Genomic DNA, 16,940 nt, shown 5'->3' on the forward strand with positions numbered 1-16,940 from the left:
GGGAAGCGAGGCGGGCCGGTTGCCGCGGGCGGGGCCGCATTGTCGGTGCGGCTGGGTACCGTTCTCGCATGGGGATGCGCAAGGGCACACACATCGTCTGGGACTGGAACGGCACGCTCTTCCACGACATCGACGCCGTGATCGGGGCGACGAACGCCGCGTTCGCGGAGATCGGCCTGGAGCCGATCACACTGGAGCGCTACCGGGACCTGTACTGCGTGCCCGTGCCGCTGTTCTACGAGCGGCTGATGGGCCGGCTTCCCACGGAGGAGGAGTGGGAGGTCATGGACGAGATCTTCCACCGGCACTACTGGGCGCGGGCGGAAAGCGCGGGCCTCGCGGACGGCGCGCGGGACCTGCTGGCCACGCGCCAGGCCTTGGGCCGCACCCAGTCCCTGTGCTCCCTGGCCCCGCACGAGCAGCTGATACCGATCGTCCGGACGCACGGCATCGAGCAGCACTTCACGAGGGTGGACGGCCGGATCGGCGGCTCCCACCGGGGCAAGGCGGAACACATGGTGCGCCACCTAGCGGCGCTGCACGGCGTCGCGCCGGAGCGCGTCGTGGTCATCGGCGACGCGGTGGACGACGCGGTGGCCGCCGCCCATGTGGGGGCGCGGGCGGTGCTGTACACGGGCGGCTCGCACAGTAGGGGCAGCCTCGAGGCGGCGGGCGTCCCGGTCGTCGACACACTCGCCGAGGCGGTCGAGGCCGCGGAGGACATCGCGGCCTGACCCGCCGCGCACCGCCTGAGTACGCCCCGCCGGTCCAGGTTCGGGCAGGTGACCGCGGCGTCCGTCCCATGCGCGGCACTCGACGGCCCCGGCCGCCCCCACGCCGCTGCCGCGCACGCGATGACAGCCGTCGTGCCCCGTCGTCGGCGGGCGCAGCCGACCGGCGGCGGTCCCGTCACCGTGCCCCGAAGGGCCTCTTCGCACTGCTCACGCGCCTGAACCGGTGGGGGCTGCGCGTGGTGCGACGTCCCGTCGCTGATGATGTACATCCATCCGCAGTTCCGGCTCGGCATGGGCGGCTCGGAACCGGACTCGCGGCCCGGCGGCGGTCCCGGGACCGGTCGAGGGACTGGTTCGGTGCCCGAGTCCGGGCCGGGCCGCCCGAGACACGGGGCGGCCCGGCCCGGAGGCGGGCGGTGTGGGCCGGGGAGCCGGGGGTTACCCGGTCGCGGGGGCCTTCTCGCGGAGGATGCGCAGGAACTCACGCATCCAGCCCGAGTGGTCGGGCCACGCGCGGGCGGAGACCAGGTTGCCGTCCACGACCGCCTCGGCGTCCTGGAACGAGGCGCCGGCGGCCTCCATATCGAGTTCGAGGGCGGGGTAGGCGGTGACACGGCGGCCGCTCAGGCCGCCGATGGCGGCGGTGAGGAGAGGGCCGTGACAGATCTGGGCGACGGGTTTGTCGGCGTCGAAGAACGCCTTGAGGATCTTGCGCAGTTCGGGGTCGTTGCGCAGGTACTCCGGGGCACGGCCGCCCGGGATGACGACCGCCGCGTAGTCACCCGGGTCGATTTCGGAGAAGGCGAGGTCCGCCGGCCAGGTGTAGCCGGGCTTCTCGGTGTACGTGTCGAAGCCGGGTACGAAGTCGTGGACCACGAACCGGAGGGTCTTGCGGGTGGGGGCCGCGATATGCACGTCGTACCCCTCTTCGCGGAGCCGCTGGTAGGGATAGAGGACTTCCAGGGACTCGGCCGCGTCACCGGTCACGATCAGGATCTGCACTGTCATGGGGTTGCTCCCCTCGGCACGACGGAGCGAGTTGCGTCCCGTTCAACGTACATCCGCGCCGGGCACTGTCCAGAGTGTCGAATTTCCCACCCCGCTTTTGTACACATACGGCTCATGACGGGCCCCCGTTCCCGAGCGATAGCCTGGGGGCGTGATCAGCGCGATAGCCCGCGGGGGCAGTGCCGCCCCTGCTCCGCGCCCGGCGCACGACAGTGGCCGGGCCGTCGCCGATCCCCCATTCCCGGATCCGCCGATGACACCGATGACACCCCTCACATTGGCCGATTACGGTCCGGGCATCTCTCATCCCGGCATAACGTCGACTTCGACCGGTAATCCCGCGTCGTGGCGTTGTGTCAACTTCACCTACGTCACGCAACGGCGCGCGACAGGAGCCAGAGGACATGCAGACCAAGCTGGACGAAGCAAAGGCCGAGCTGCTCGAGCGAGCAGCCCGGGTAGCTGAGAACAGCCCGGCCGGGGGACTGCCTCCGTCCGGGACCACGAGCACGTACGCGCCCGACGGGGAAGCGGTGCTCGCCTACCTCCAGCGCTACTACCTGCACACCGCACCCGAGGACCTCGGCGACCGCGACCCGGTCGACGTCTACGGGGCTGCCCTCTCCCATTACCGGCTGGCCGAGAACCGCCCGCAGGGCACCGCCAACGTCCGGGTCCACACACCCACCGTCGAGGAGAACGGCTGGACGTGCAGCCACTCCGTCGTCGAGGTGGTCACCGACGACATGCCCTTCCTGGTCGACTCGGTCACCAATGAGCTCTCCCGCCAGGGCCGCGGCATCCACGTGGTCATCCACCCGCAGTTCGTCGTACGGCGTGACGTCACCGGAAAGCTCATCGAGGTGCTGCCCGGACGGCGCCCGGGGCCCGACCTCCCGCACGACGCGCTCACCGAGTCCTGGATCCACGTCGAGATCGACCGTGAGACGGACCGCGGGGACCTGAAGCAGATCACCGCCGACCTGCTGCGGGTGCTCTCGGACGCACGTGAGGCCGTCGAGGACTGGGAGAAGATGCGCGACGCCGCGCTGCGCATCGCCGAGGCCATCACCACCACCGAGCCGCTGCCGGAAGACCTGCCCGAGGAGGAGGCCGAGGAGGCCCGCGAGCTGCTGCGCTGGCTCGCCGACGACCACTTCACCTTCCTCGGCTACCGGGAGTACGAACTCACCGACAGAGACGCGCTGGCCGCCGTCCCCGGTACCGGGCTCGGCATACTGCGTGCGGACCCCTCGCACCACACGGAGGAGGGTCACCCGGTCAGCCCCTCCTTCAACCGGCTGCCCGCCGACGCCCGCGCCAAGGCCCGCGAGCACAAGCTGCTGGTCCTGACGAAGGCCAACAGCCGCGCCACCGTGCACCGCCCCAGCTACCTCGACTACGTCGGGGTGAAGAAGTTCGACGCCGACGGCAACGTGGTCGGCGAGCGGCGCTTCCTCGGGCTGTTCTCCTCGGCGGCGTACACCGACTCGGTGCGCCGCATCCCCGTCATCCGCCGCAAGGTGGACGAGGTGCTGCGCAGCGCCGGATTCTCGCCCAACAGCCACGACGGGCGCGATCTGCTGCAGATCCTGGAGACGTACCCGCGCGACGACCTCTTCCAGATCCGCATCGACCAGCTCCGCTCCATCGTCACCTCCGTCCTGTACCTCCAGGAGCGCCGCAGGCTGCGGCTCTACCTGCGCCAGGACGAGTACGGGCGCTACTACTCGGCGCTCGTCTACCTTCCGCGCGACCGGTACACCACGGGCGTGCGGCTGCGGCTGATCGAGATCCTCAAGGAGGAGCTCGGCGGCAGCAGCGTCGACTTCACCGCCTGGAACACCGAGTCGATCCTCTCCCGCATCCACTTCGTGATCCGGGTGCCGCAGGGCACCGAACTGCCCCAGCTCACCGACGCCGACACCGAGCGGATCGAGGCACGCCTCGTCGAGGCCACCCGCTCCTGGGCCGACGGCTTCGCGGAGGCGCTCAACGCCGAACTCGGCGAGGAGCGCGCGGCCGAACTGCTGCGCCGCTACGCCAACGCCTTCCCCGAGGGATACAAGGCCGACCACTCCCCGCGCTCCGCCGTCGCCGACCTCGTCCAGCTGGAGAAGCTCGGCAAGGAGACCGAGGACTTCGCGCTCTCCCTCTACGAGCCGGTCGGCGCCGGCCCCGGCGAGCGCCGTTTCAAGATCTACCGCAGCGGGCAGCCGGTCTCCCTGTCCGCCGTGCTGCCGGTGCTCACCCGGCTCGGCGTCGAGGTGGTCGACGAGCGGCCGTACGAGCTGCGCTGCTCCGACCGCAGCACGGCGTGGATCTACGACTTCGGGCTGCGCATGCCGAAGAAGCCGAGCGGCGGCGACTACCTCAAGGACGACGCACGCGAGCGTTTCCAGGACGCCTTCGCCGCGGTGTGGACCGGCCGCGCCGAGAACGACGGCTTCAACGCCCTCGTGCTGAGCGCCGGGCTCAACTGGCGCGAGGCGATGGTGCTGCGCGCCTACGCCAAGTACCTGCGCCAGGCGGGCTCCACCTTCAGCCAGGACTACATGGAGGACACCCTCCGCAACAACGTCCACACCACCCGGCTGCTGGTGAACCTCTTCGAGGCCCGGATGGCGCCCGGACGGCAGCGGGCCGGGCACGAACTCCTCGACGGGATCAAGGAGGAACTCGACTTCGCGCTCGACCAGGTCGCCAGCCTGGACGAGGACCGGATCCTGCGGGCGTTCCTGACCCTGATCAGCGCGACGCTGCGGACGAACTTCTTCCAGAGCGTCAGCGATGGAAGCGTCGGGAGGGGTCAGAGCGTCAGCGATGGAAGCGTCGGGAGGGGTCAGAGCGTCAGCGATGGAAGCGTCGGGAGGGGTCAGGGCGCCGGGGACGGGACGGGGGGCCGGCCGCACGACTACCTCTCCATGAAGTTCGACCCGCAGGCCATCCCGGACCTGCCGGCGCCCCGCCCCGCGTACGAGATCTGGGTGTACTCCCCGCGTGTCGAGGGCGTCCACCTGCGCTTCGGCAAGGTCGCGCGCGGCGGCCTGCGCTGGTCCGACCGCCGCGAGGACTTCCGCACCGAGATCCTCGGCCTGGTCAAGGCGCAGATGGTGAAGAACACCGTCATCGTGCCGGTCGGCGCCAAGGGCGGCTTCGTCGCCAAGCAGCTGCCCGACCCGTCGGTGGACCGCGACGCGTGGCTGGCGGAAGGCATCGCCTGCTACAAGACCTTCATCTCGGCGCTGCTCGACATCACGGACAACCTGGTGGCGGGCGAGGTCGTGCCGCCCATCGACGTGGTGCGCCACGACGAGGACGACACGTACCTCGTCGTCGCCGCGGACAAGGGCACCGCGACCTTCTCCGACATCGCCAACGACGTCGCCCAGGCGTACAACTTCTGGCTCGGCGACGCCTTCGCCTCCGGCGGTTCCGCGGGCTACGACCACAAGGGCATGGGCATCACGGCCCGCGGCGCCTGGGAGTCAGTCAAGCGGCACTTCCGCGAGCTGGGCGTGGACACGCAGACCCAGGACTTCACCGTCGTCGGCATCGGCGACATGTCCGGTGACGTCTTCGGCAACGGCATGCTGCTGTCCGAGCACATCCAGCTGGTCGCGGCCTTCGACCACCGGCACATCTTCATCGACCCCGAGCCCGACGCGGCCGTCTCGTACGCCGAGCGGCGCCGCCTGTTCGAGCTGCCGCGCAGCTCATGGGCCGACTACGACACCGCGCTGATCTCGCCGGGCGGCGGCGTCTTCCCCCGCACCGCGAAGTCCATCCAGCTCAACGCACGGATCCGGGACGCCCTCGACATCGAGTCCGACGTCGCCAAGATGACCCCGGCCGAGCTGATGCAGGCCATCCTCCAGGCACCGGTCGACCTGCTGTGGAACGGCGGCATCGGCACCTACGTGAAGTCCACCGCCGAGACGCACGCCGATGTCGGTGACAAGGCCAACGACGCCATCCGGGTCAACGGCGCCGACCTGCGGGCCAAGGTCGTCGGCGAGGGCGGCAACCTGGGTCTGACCCAGCTCGGCCGGATCGAGTTCGCCCACCAGGGGGGCAAGGTCAACACCGATGCCATCGACAACAGCGCCGGCGTGGACACCTCCGACCACGAGGTGAACATCAAGATCCTGCTGAACTCCCTGGTCACCGAGGGCGAGATGACCGTCAAGCAGCGAAACAGGCTGCTCGCGGAGATGACCGACGAGGTGGGACGGCTGGTGCTGCGCAACAACTACGCGCAGAACGTCGCCCTCGCCAACGCCGTCGCCCAGTCCCCCTCACTGCTCCACGCCCACCAGCGGTTCATGCGCCGCATGGGACGCGAGGGCCTGCTCGACCGCTCGCTGGAGTTCCTGCCCACCGACCGGCAGATCCGCGAGATGCAGAGCAGCGGCCGGGGCCTGACCCAGCCGGAGCTCGCGGTCCTGCTCGCGTACACGAAGATCACGACGGCCGAGGCGCTGATCGCCACCGACCTCCCCGACGACCCGTACCTGCGGCGCCTGCTGCACGCCTACTTCCCGCAGGCGCTGCGCGAGCGGTTCTCCGAGCAGATCGACACGCACCCGCTGCGCCGCGAGATCATCACGACGATCCTGGTCAACGACACCGTCAACACCGGCGGCTCCACCTTCCTGCACCGGCTGCGCGAGGAGAGCGGGGCCTCGCTCGAGGAGATCGTGCGGGCGCAGCTCGCCGCCCGTGAGATCTTCGGGCTGAGCGAGGTGTGGGACGCCGTCGAGGCCCTGGACACCCAGGTCGAGGCGGCCGTGCAGACCCGGATCAGGCTGCACTCGCGGCGGCTCGTCGAGCGCGGCACCCGCTGGCTGCTCAACAACCGGCCGCAGCCGCTGCACCTCTCGGAGACGGTCGGCTTCTTCCAGGAGGGCGTGACCAGGGTCTGCGGCGAGCTGCCGAAGCTGCTGCGCGGCGCCGACCTGGAGTGGTTCGCGAGCGTCTGCGGCACGATGACCGACGCGGGGGTCCCGGACGAGCTGGCGACCCGGGTGGCGGGCTTCTCCTCCGCCTTCCCGACGCTGGACATCGTCGCGGTCTCCGACCGCACGGGCACGGAGCCGATGCAGGTCGCGGAGGTGTACTACGACCTCGCCGACCGGCTGGACATCACCCAGCTGATGGACCGGATCATCGAATTGCCGCGGGCCGACCGCTGGCAGTCCATGGCCCGCGCCAGCATCCGCGAGGAGCTGTACTCGGCGCACGCCGGTCTCACCGCCGCCGTACTGGAGGCGGGGAACGGCACCTCGACCCCGGAGGAGCGCTTCAACGCCTGGGCGGAGAAGAACTCCGCGCTGCTGAGCCGCGCCCGCACCACGCTGGACGAGATCCACGGCTCGGACTCCTTCGACCTGGCGAACCTGTCCGTGGCGATGCGGACGATGCGCACCCTGCTGCGCTCGCGCGAGTAGCGGAAGCGGCGCCGCGCGCGGAAGCGGTGCCGCACGGTGTGGTGCCGCACGGGAGCGGCGCCACCGCGTCGTACGGATGGAGGGCTCCGACCGGAATGGTCGGGGTCCTCCCCTTATGGTGGCTGTGTGGCATCGGATAAGAGTGTGATACCGGATGTTACCGTCGTGGTGATCGTCTACAACGACGCCGAACGACTGCCCACCGCCGTACGGTCCGTACTGGACCAGACTTTGCGGGCCGTCGATGTGGTGATCGTCGACGACCACTCCACGGACGGCTCCTTCGACATCGCGCGGGGGCTGGCCGCCGCCCACCCCGAGCGGGTACGCGCCTTCCGCCTCGACCGGAACAGCGGCGGCTGCGGCGCACCCCGCAACCACGGCATCGAACACGCCCGCGGCACGTACGTGATGTTCCTCGACAGCGACGACACCCTGGAGCGCAACGCCTGCCGCAACATGCTGGCGGCCGCCGAGCGCACCGGAGCCGACCTCGTCTCCGGGATGTGCGTCCGCGTCCACACCGACTCGCGGCACGGCAAGACCGTCGAGTGGTACCCCTGGCTCTACGCCCGCAGCCGGGTCCTGCACGACATCGCCGACCTGCCCGACCTGCTGGTCTACGACACCCTCTCCACCAACAAGTGCTACCGCCGCGCCTTCCTCCTCGACAGCGGCCTGCGCTTCCCCACCGGAATCCACTACGAGGACCTGCTGTTCTCCGCCCAGGCCTATGTCGCGGCCCGGCGGATCGCGCTCGTCCCCAACCACGTCTACTTCTGGAACGTCGTCGAGAGGCCGGACGGCGACCGCGCGAGGTCCATCAGCAACCGGCGCCACGAGATCGCCAACTTCACCCACCGCATGGAGATCCACCGCCGTATCGACGCCCTGCTGCGGGAACACGGGCTGCCCTCACTCAAACGGGCCAAGGACGTCAAGTTCCTCAAGCACGACCTCGTACTGCACCTGCGGGACCTTCCGTTCCGCGACGACTCCTACCGCCGGGAGTTCGCGCTCCTGGCCGCGGACTACCTCGACGGGATCGACCCGGCAGCGTACGAGGACGTGGACCCCATCCACGCCGTCTGCGCGTATCTGCTGCGCCACGGGGACTGGGGGCTGCTGCTGCCCGCCGTCGACACGCTCACCAACCGCGACAAGATATCCTCGCCGCTCGTCGAGCGTGACGGCCGCGTCTACTGGTGCGACGCGGGCCACCTCGACCGGCCGGAGGGCCGCAGGGCGCTGGACGTCACCGGACTCGGGCTGCACAGCCGGCCGCTGGACCGGATGTTCCTGCGCAACGCGCTCACCTCGTACGCCGCGCACGGCCGGACGGTGCGGCTCGGCGGACGGATCGTCAACCCGCTCGGGGCCGTACCGCCCGAGGCGGCGCTCGGCGCGGAACTGGAGTTCCGGGCCCGCCGCCGCGGACCGGGCTCCGGCATCTTCCGCTTCCCGGTGCCGGCCGTCCGCCACGAGGGGGAGTACCTGGGGTGGGAGGCGGAGATCCCCCTCGGCAGGGTCCTCAAACCGCTCGGCCTCGTCGACACGGTGTGGGACGTGCGCCTGCGTCTCACGGCGGACGGAGTCCGCACCACGACCCGGCTCACCGCCGCCGACACCGGGCTCGCCGGTGACGACCTGCCCGTACGGCCCCGGCTGACCGGCCTGGTCGGCGACCGCCTCAGTCCTGAGGTGTCGAGCAAGGGGCATCTCGCCTTCCGGCTCGTCGCGGGCAGCCCGCGCGCCGAGCGGGTCCGCCGGATCGTCACCGAGGCCGCCCGGGGCGCCCCCGGCAGGCTCGCCAGGACCGGCTACCGCAAGGCGCGGGCGGTGCGCCGCGGACTCACCTCCGGCGAGACCAGGATCCGCCTCTACCACGAGGTGTTCTGCCGGCTGCCGATCCGCCGCGGCACGGTCGTCTTCGAGAGCCACCTCGGCCGGCAGTACAGCGACAGCCCCCGGGCCCTGTACGAGGAACTCCGCCGCCGGGACTACGACGTCGAGGCAATATGGTCGTACAGCGGCGAACCCGTGGGCTTCCCCGAGGACGCCACCCTCGTCCGCCGCTGGTCGCTGCCGTACCTCAAGGCCCTTGCCCAGGCCGAGTTCTGGGTCGACAACCAGAGCTTCCCGCTCAAACTGACCAAGCGCCCCGGCACGACCTATCTCCAGACCTGGCACGGCTCCGCCCTCAAACGCATGGGCTTCGACGAACCGGGCTGGAAACTCAAGCCCCGCGCCGCGCGCGAGGAGCAGCAGCGCGTCCTGGACCGCTTCGACCGCTTCCTGATCCGCTCCGAGCACGACGTGCGCACGCTCGCCCGCGCCTTCCGCCTCAAGGAACGCACCCTGCTGCGTGTCGGCTATCCGCGTAACGACGTGCTCGTGCGGGCCCGGGACCGGGAGCGGGCCTCGGGGGTGCGGGAGCGCGGGCCGCTCGCCGCCGAGCTGGGCATCCCCGAGGACCGCACGATCCTGCTGTACGCCCCGACCTTCCGGGGGCGCGGGGGCGGCGGGAGGAGCCGGCGCGCCCGGCTGCCCTTCGACGTCGAACGCTTCGCCGCCGACTTCGGCGACACGCACACCCTGCTGGTCCGCGCCCACTACCTGGAGCACGTCGTCCTCCCGCCCTCCGTGCGCGGGCGGGTCGCCGACGTGTCCTCGCTGCACGACGTGACGCCGCTGCTGCTGCTCGCCGACGCGCTGATCACCGACTACTCGTCGGTGATGTTCGACTACGCGCTCCTCGACCGGCCGATGCTGTTCTTCCCCTACGACTACGAGGAGTACGTCGCCGAGCGCGGCACCTACTTCGACCTGCTCGAACGGGCGCCGGGGCCGGTGGCTCGCACCGAGGACGAACTGTTCGCCGCGCTGAAGTCGCTGGACGCGCAGATTCTGGAACACGCCGGGGACCGGGCGCGGTTCGTCGCCGGGTTCGGCGAGTACGACCGGGGGGACGCCGCACAGCGCGTCGCCGCGGAGTTCTTCTCCCACTGGAGCCGCGGGAGCAGCCGGTGAGCACATCGCGGGACATCTTCCTGATCGCCAACAGCGTCGACGAACTGGGCGGCGTGACCACCTGGACCCACCAGATGGCCCGGCTGTTCACCGAGTGCGGGCACCGCGTCCACGTCGTCGGCATCACCGAACCCGACGAGCCGCAGGACATCGGCTCCCGGCTGCCCTACCCGACTACGACCCTGTACGCCGTCCGCCCGCCGCGCGACCGCCGCGGGCGCGAGGCGGGGATGGGAGAACCCGCGGCCCGGCTGAGCGCCCTGCTGCGCTCGGCCCGGCCGGGGGCGGTCGTGATCGTCACCCAGGTGTGGGCCATGGAATGGGTGGTGCGCGCGGACACGGCCGGGCTGCTCGTCATCGGCATGAGCCACGAGTCGTACGAGTACTCCAAGGCGTCCACCCGGTTCCGGCGCGTCAAGACGTACTACCGGGACGTCGACCGGATGCTTGCCCTGACCAGGGAGGACGCGGACCTGTGGATCCGGGAGGGCATGGACAACGCCGACTTCATGCCGAACCCGCTGCCCTTCGTGCCCGACGTGCCCTCGCCGCGCGAGGAGAAGGCGGTGGTGAGCGTCGGCCGGCTGACCGACCAGAAGGGCATCGACATGCTCCTGGACGCCTGGTCGGAGGCCGTGCCCCGGCACCCCGGGTGGACGCTGCGGATCTACGGCTCGGGCGAGGAGGAGGAACGCCTGCGGAAGCAGTGCACGGCGCTGGGACTCGACGGCAGCGTCGAGTGGAGGGGCCGCACCGGCGATGTGCCCGGGGCCCTGCGCGGCGGCTCGGTGTTCGTGCTTTCCTCGCGGGGCGAGGGATTCCCGCTCGCGCTGATGGAGGCGATGGCCACGGGGCTGCCGACCGCGGCGTTCGACTGTGCTCCGGGCGTGCGGGAGATCATCGACGACGGCGTTGACGGGCTCCTCGCACCGCTCGGCAACACGTCGGAACTCGCGCGGCGGCTGGACCGGTTGATGGCGGACAAGGCACTGCGCGACCGGATGGGGGAGGCGGCCCGGCGCAATGTCCAGCGGTACACGACCGAGGAGATCGTGCACCGCTGGGAATCGCTGTTCGCGTTCCTCGAAAGATGACGCGGCGGAAGATGACGCCGTGTCAGCCGCGTGGTGTCAGCCGCTCGGCCCGGGGTGCCGGGCGGCCGGGCCGCGTCAGCCCTTCTTGGTGAACTTCTCGTACTCCTTGAGCACCTCGTCCGTCGGGCCGTCCATCCGCAGCACGCCGTGCTCCAGCCACAGCACCCGGTCGCAGGTGTCCCGGATCGACTTGTTGTTGTGGCTGACGAGGAAGACGGTGCCGGCCTCCTTGCGCAGCTCGCGGATGCGGGCCTCGGAGCGCTTCTGGAACTTGCGGTCGCCCGTGGCCAGCGCCTCGTCGATCATCAGCACGTCGTGGTCCTTGGCAGCGGCGATGGAGAACCGCAGCCGGGCACCCATGCCGGAGGAGTACGTGCGCATCGGCAGGGTGATGAAGTCGCCCTTCTCGTTGATCCCGGAGAAGTCGACGATGCTCTGGTAGCGCTCCCTGATCTGCTCGCGGGTCATGCCCATCGCCAGCCCGCCCAGCATGACGTTCCGCTCACCGGTGAGATCGTTCATCAGGGCGGCGTTCACGCCGAGCAGCGAGGGCTGGCCGTCGGTGTAGACCTTGCCGCGCTCGGCGGGCAGCAGCCCGGCGATGGCGCGCAGCAGCGTGGACTTCCCCGAGCCGTTGGAGCCGATCAGGCCGATGGCCTCGCCCCGGTACGCCGTGAAGGACACCCCGCGCACGGCGTGCACCTCCCGCATCCCGGCGGGCTTGGTCCGCTTGATGATCCTGTTCAGCGCCGCGGTGGCACTGCCCCTGCCGCCCCCGCCGCCGTTGACGCGGTAGACGATGTGCAGCTCGTCCGCGATGACGGTCGGGATCCTCGCGCCCACGCCGGTGGCCCCGGCGGTCCCGGCGGTCCCGGTGGTCCCGCTTACTCCGGTCGCGGTGTTCCGGCCGGTCGCGCCGGTCGTGTCGGTCACGGTCACATCAGCCACGGCCGTAGCGCTCCTCAGCCTTCCAGAAATACACGAACCCGCCGATTCCCAGGGCGAGTGCCCAGCCCGCCGCCAGTGCCCATACGTGCGGCGGCAGTTGTGCGGAGGTGAAGCTGTCGATCAGGGCGAAACGCATGAGGTCGATGTAGACGGCCGCCGGGTTGGCCTCCAGCAGCCACTCCACGAACGCCGGCACGTGGCGGTCGGCGAGGACGTGCTCGATGCTGAACATCACGCCCGAGGCGTACATCCAGGTGCGCAGCAGGAACGGCATGAGCTGTGCGAGGTCGGGGGTCTTGGCGCCCATCCGCGCGAAGATCAGAGCCAGCCCGGTGTTGAACACGAACTGGAGCGTCAGCGCGGGGATCACGAGCAGCCAGGACAGGTCGGGGTAGTGGCCGAGGCCGACCAGGATCACGGCCAGCACGCCCATGGAGGCCAGCAGCTGCTGGAGCTGCATCAGGCAGAAGGAGATCGGCAGGGACGCGCGGGGGAAGTGCAGGGCCCGTACGAGCCCGAGGTTGCCGGAGATCGACCGGGTCCCCGCGAGCACCGAGCTCTGGGTGAAGGTGAACACGAACACGCCGGTGACCAGGAACGGGATGAAGTCCGGCACGCCGCGGCTGGTGCCCATCAGCAGGCCGAAGATCAGGTAGTAGACCGCCGCGTTGAGCAGCGGCGTCATGACCTGCCACAGCTGGCCCAGCTTGGCCTGGCTGTACTGCGCGGTGAGCTTGGCGGTCGCGAACGCCGTGATGAAGTGCCGCCGCCCCCACAACTGCCTTATGTACTCGACGAGTCCGGGGCGGGCGCCGCTCACCGTCAGTCCGTGCCGGGCGGCCAGCTCGGCGGCGGTCACGGGTGGCTCGGTCGCGGTGGGGGGATCCAGGATCGCGCTCACATCCACTGCTTTCTCGTCCGGGAGAACACGACGGGGACGACGGGACGGGACCGTATCGTCGTTACCGCGAGAGTAGGGCGCGGCAACGTCGGAACGCAACCGTACCGTCGTGACGCTCTATGCTTGTCCGCATGACGACGGACGCCCCGACTCCCCGCAGAGCCACCGGCCGAGCCCCCGCGGGCGCCGCCGTGCTGCGTGAAGACGTGACGGAGGCCATCAGGACGGCCGTCTTCGAGGAACTGGCGGCGGTCGGCTTCGCGCGGATGTCGATCGAGGGGATCGCGCGACGGGCCGGTGTGGGTAAGACCGCCGTCTACCGGCGCTGGCGCTCCAAGCTGCACCTCGTGCTCGACCTGGTCTCGGCGGTCGCGGTCCAGGGCCTGCCGGTGCCCGACACCGGAACCCTCCAGGGCGACGTGCGGATGCTCTTCTCGATGGTGGCGCGGATCCTGCGCCACCCCGTGGCGTCCCAGATCATTCCCGACCTCCAGGCGGAGGCCGCACGCAGCCCGGAGATCGCCGAGGCCCTGCAGAAGGCCCTGCGCGACAGCCAGCAGAGCGTGGCGATCGGCGTGGTCCGCAAGGCCGTGGAGCGCGGCGAGCTCTCCGCGGCGCTCGACGAGAACCTCGCCCTCGACCTGCTCTCCGGCCCTTTGTACTGGCGCGCGGTCGTCAGCCGCGCCGACCTGCCCAAGGGCTACCTGGACAGGCTGGCCGCGGCCACGGCGGCCGCGCTGCGGGCAGCGGCGTAGACCGGGCGCCGGGCCCGCCCGGTCGTTCCGCCGCGGCCGCCGGCGCGTGAGACCCGGCCGGGGCGGTGGCCGCGCCGCCCCGGCCCACCGGCACCGGCACCGACGGGCGTGATGCCCGCCGGTGCCGGTGCCGCCGACGGCGTCAGCCGCGGTCGGGTGCGGCCTGCGGGTGGTGGAGGAGCCAGCCGTCCCAGGCCGAGGTCACCATGTCGCGAACGTCCCGCTGGGACTTCCAGCCCAGCACCTCCGTGATCCGGTCGGCCGAGGCCACCACGCGGGCCGGGTCGCCGGGGCGGCGCGGGGCGACGACGGGCGCCAGCCCGGTGTGGCCGGTCAGGGCGGTGATCTCGTCGATGAGTTCCCGCACCGAGACGCCCTCGCCGCGGCCGATGTTGAGGACCAGTTGCCGGTCCGGGTCCTGTTCGAGCGCACGGGCGGCCGCCATGTGGGCCTCGGCGAGGTCGGCGACGTGGATGTAGTCGCGGACGCAGGTGCCGTCCGGGGTCGGGTAGTCGTCGCCGAAGATGCGGGGCGGCTCGCCGGCCGTCAGCTTCTCGAACACCATCGGGACGATGTTGAAGACGCCCGTGTCGGCGAGTCCCGGTTCGGCGGCGCCCGCCACGTTGAAGTAGCGCAGCGAGGCGGTGGCGATGCCGTGCGCCGTGCCGACCGCGCGGACCAGCCACTCACCGGCGAGCTTGGTCTCGCCGTACGGGCTCATCGGCGCGCACGGGCTCTCCTCGGTCACCAGATCGGCGTCCGTCATGCCGTACACGGCCGCGGACGAGGAGAAGACGAAGCTGCGCACGCCGCCCTCGACGCAGGCGTCCAGCAGCAGCCGGAGCCCCTCCACATTGACCTGGTAGTACGCCAGCGGCTGCTCGACGGACTCGCCGACCGCCTTCTTCGCCGCGAGGTGCACCACGCCGGTGATGCCGTGCTCCCTGATCGTCCGGCCGAGCAGGTCCCGGTCCAGGACGGATCCGTGCACCAGGGGCACGCCGGCGGGGACGCGGTCCCTGACGCCCGCGGACAGGTCGTCGTACACGACGACCTGTTCCCCGGCCTGCGTCATCGTCCTGACGACATGCGCTCCGATGTAACCGGCGCCGCCGGTGATCAACCAGGTCATGGTCACCTTGTCTCGTCGGGTGGGGGCTGGCTGTGCCTGTTGTCGGCTGTGCCTGTTGTTCTCTGTCCTTTGTAGGGCAGCTTGCCAGATGTGTGACGATCAGCGCCGGGCGAGCCCGCGCCGCACACGCCGGAGCAGGACGGCGCACGCCCCGCGCACCCCCGGCGCCAGCCGCAGTGCGAGCGCGCCCGCATGGGTGGCGTAAGGCTGTGCGAGGAGCACGCCGCCGCTGCCGCGGCCCGGCAGCACGGCCCGTCCGGTGCCCGTGGCACGGGCGGAGAGCAGGGCTGTGCTGCCGCTCGCGCAGTGCACCCGTACCCGCAGGTCCCAGACGGGCGCGGCGCGGGCCAGCCGGTCGAGGTCGACACGCAGTTCGGAGGTCCAGGCCCATGAGCCGCCGTCCGCATCCGTCCCAGCGGCCCCGTCCGTGCCCGCTCCCGTGGTTCCGTCCGTGCCCGCTCCCGTGCCTGCCTCCGGGCGCAGCACCGCGGTACGGACGAGGGCGCGGCGTCCGCTGTCCCGCTCCCGGAACTCGGCGTCCACCCACAGCGGTCCGGCCGCCGCGAGCCGTCCGTACAGGTCGTACACGCGCAGCCGCAGCCGCCGCCGCTCGAGGCGCGCGTCCACCGCGAACGGCAGCCGGTCCAGCGGAGCCGTCAGCAGGTCGTCGAGCGACAGCCGCGGCAGGTCCTCCGACCACGCCGGGCCGCGGGCGTACGGCGGCAGCAGCCGGGCCGGCCGGGCCGCGAGCTCCCTGACCCGGTCCAGGTCGCGGGGGTCGGGGGAGAGCAGCAGCAGCCGCCCGAGGATCCGGCCGGGCAGCGGGGCCCGCTCGAAGTCGACGGGGTCGAAGCCCGCCACATGGGCGCGGGCCCGTTCCCACCACTCACGGCGGTAGGCGGGTGGGCGCGATGCAAGGTCCCGCGCGTACATCCGCAGCTCATGGTCGAGGAACTTGGCGCGGGCCGCCGAGGCGAGTCGTTTCTCCCCGGCGCCCAGCAGGATGTCCACCACTTGCCGGTGCGCCTCGACACGGTCCCGCCAGTTGCCGATGCCCTCCCGGTCGAGGGAGATCGACAGCCGCTCGGCGTCCCTGCGGACGTGCCAGACGTACACCGGGTCGGGGATCAGCGCGATCCGGGGAGCCGCGGCCAGCACCCGGGCGCCGAAGACGAAGTCCTCGTAGGGGAACCGCCCGTCGGGGAAACGGATGCCGTGCTCGCGCAGGAAGCCGGTCCGGTAGAGCTTGTTGACGCACAGCGTGTCGGAGACCAGCCGCGGCCGCCGCGACGGCCGCGGCACGAGGGTCCGCTCGGCGTACAGCGCCGGCTGCCAGGGCACCTCGCGCCCGGACGGGAGTTCACGGCGTACGCACAGGCCCGCCGCGACCTCGGCGTCCAGCTCTTGCGCGGCGGCGAGCAGCGCGGCCACTGCGCCCGGGGGCAGGACGTCGTCGCTGTCGAGGAACATCGCGTAGGGCGAGGTGAGCGCGGCCAGGCCGTCGTTGCGGGGTGTGCCGCAGCCGCCGCTGTTCCCCGCGCGGCGCACGACGGACAGCCGGGGCTCGGCCGCCGCCAGCCGCTCAAGCAGCTCGCCCGTGCCGTCGTCCGAGCCGTCGTCCACCGCGACCACCTCCCGGACGGCCGGGCCCTGGGCGAGCGCGGAGCGGACGGCTGCCGCGACATGGGGCACGTCGTTGTACGCGATCAGGATGATTCCCACCTGATGGGAAAAAGTGTGATCCACGGAACAAAATGCTAATTGCCCGGCATGGTGTCCGGCCCTGTGGCTCCCGGCCCAGGCCCTGTGGCTCCCTGCTCCGGCTCCGTGGTTCTCCACCCCGGCTCCTTGCCGGCGCCACGCCCCCCCGCCGTTGCCCCTGCCACCC

At 71.2% G+C, this 16,940-nt stretch carries 10 protein-coding genes; 5 read left to right on the forward strand and 5 right to left on the reverse strand.

Annotated elements, in window-relative coordinates; all coding sequences use genetic code 11:
• Positions 1 to 68: 68 nt before the first annotated feature.
• Positions 69 to 734 (forward strand): HAD family hydrolase, encoded by a 666-nt coding sequence (locus GUY61_RS20130; protein ID WP_243766602.1) that lies wholly within the window; start codon positions 69 to 71, stop codon positions 732 to 734.
• 438 nt (positions 735 to 1,172) lie between these two features.
• Here the strand turns inward: GUY61_RS20130 and GUY61_RS20135 are convergent, their stop codons facing one another.
• Positions 1,173 to 1,742 (reverse strand): DJ-1/PfpI family protein, encoded by a 570-nt coding sequence (locus tag GUY61_RS20135; RefSeq protein ID WP_166631600.1) that lies wholly within the window; start codon positions 1,740 to 1,742, stop codon positions 1,173 to 1,175.
• Positions 1,743 to 2,146: 404 nt separating this feature from the next.
• On the opposite strand from GUY61_RS20135, the gene GUY61_RS20140 reads away from it, so the two are divergent.
• The 3 genes from GUY61_RS20140 to GUY61_RS20150 all read left to right on the forward strand — a co-directional run bounded on the left by GUY61_RS20140 (position 2,147) and on the right by GUY61_RS20150 (position 11,316).
• The gene (locus GUY61_RS20140; protein WP_166631601.1) at positions 2,147 to 7,192 is read left to right on the forward strand and encodes an NAD-glutamate dehydrogenase; all 5,046 of its coding nucleotides are present in this window, start codon (positions 2,147 to 2,149) and stop codon (positions 7,190 to 7,192) included.
• Between the two features lie 147 nt (positions 7,193 to 7,339).
• A complete protein-coding gene (locus tag GUY61_RS20145; protein ID WP_166631606.1) occupies positions 7,340 to 10,222 on the forward strand; it encodes a CDP-glycerol glycerophosphotransferase family protein in 2,883 nt (960 codons plus the stop codon).
• On the forward strand, positions 10,219 to 11,316 hold the full coding sequence (locus GUY61_RS20150) for a glycosyltransferase (RefSeq protein WP_313896749.1): 1,098 nt from the start codon (positions 10,219 to 10,221) through the stop codon (positions 11,314 to 11,316). The genes GUY61_RS20145 and GUY61_RS20150 overlap by 4 nt, the downstream gene beginning before the upstream one ends.
• A gap of 75 nt (positions 11,317 to 11,391) precedes the next feature.
• On the opposite strand, the gene GUY61_RS20155 is transcribed toward GUY61_RS20150, so the two are convergent.
• Both GUY61_RS20155 and GUY61_RS20160 read right to left on the reverse strand, forming a co-directional pair.
• Positions 11,392 to 12,159 carry an ABC transporter ATP-binding protein gene (locus tag GUY61_RS20155; protein ID WP_166631608.1) on the reverse strand — a complete coding sequence of 256 codons (768 nt, stop codon included), beginning with the start codon at positions 12,157 to 12,159 and terminating at the stop codon, positions 11,392 to 11,394.
• A gap of 97 nt (positions 12,160 to 12,256) precedes the next feature.
• Positions 12,257 to 13,165, reverse strand: a complete 909-nt coding sequence (locus tag GUY61_RS20160; RefSeq protein WP_166631602.1) for an ABC transporter permease — start codon at positions 13,163 to 13,165, stop codon at positions 12,257 to 12,259.
• Between the two features lie 119 nt (positions 13,166 to 13,284).
• Here GUY61_RS20160 and GUY61_RS20165 point away from each other — a divergent pair, with 119 nt between their 5' ends.
• Entirely contained in the window at positions 13,285 to 13,920 is a 636-nt protein-coding gene (locus GUY61_RS20165) for a TetR/AcrR family transcriptional regulator (protein ID WP_166631603.1), read from the forward strand.
• A gap of 142 nt (positions 13,921 to 14,062) precedes the next feature.
• On the opposite strand, the gene galE is transcribed toward GUY61_RS20165, so the two are convergent.
• Together galE and GUY61_RS20175 are read right to left on the reverse strand one after the other, a co-directional pair.
• On the reverse strand, positions 14,063 to 15,052 hold the full coding sequence (gene galE, locus GUY61_RS20170; protein WP_166631604.1) for a UDP-glucose 4-epimerase GalE: 990 nt from the start codon (positions 15,050 to 15,052) through the stop codon (positions 14,063 to 14,065).
• Between the two features lie 99 nt (positions 15,053 to 15,151).
• Positions 15,152 to 16,798 carry a glycosyltransferase family 2 protein gene (locus GUY61_RS20175; protein WP_313896750.1) on the reverse strand — a complete coding sequence of 549 codons (1,647 nt, stop codon included), beginning with the start codon at positions 16,796 to 16,798 and terminating at the stop codon, positions 15,152 to 15,154.
• Positions 16,799 to 16,940: the final 142 nt, after the last annotated feature.

It is taken from the genome of Streptomyces sp. GC420 (assembly GCF_009916105.1).
In the GTDB taxonomy this organism is placed as follows: Bacteria; Actinomycetota; Actinomycetes; order Streptomycetales; family Streptomycetaceae; genus Streptomyces.

Bases quoted from the DNA above. Each gene is read 5' to 3' on its own strand.
- GUY61_RS20130 (WP_243766602.1), top strand. From the start codon at position 69: ATGGGGATGCGCAAGGGCACACACATCGTCTGGGACTGGAACGGCACG.
- GUY61_RS20135 (WP_166631600.1), bottom strand. From the start codon at position 1,742: ATGACAGTGCAGATCCTGATCGTGACCGGTGACGCGGCCGAGTCCCTG.
- GUY61_RS20140 (WP_166631601.1), top strand. From the start codon at position 2,147: ATGCAGACCAAGCTGGACGAAGCAAAGGCCGAGCTGCTCGAGCGAGCA.
- GUY61_RS20165 (WP_166631603.1), top strand. From the start codon at position 13,285: ATGCTTGTCCGCATGACGACGGACGCCCCGACTCCCCGCAGAGCCACC.
- galE (WP_166631604.1), bottom strand. From the start codon at position 15,052: ATGACCTGGTTGATCACCGGCGGCGCCGGTTACATCGGAGCGCATGTC.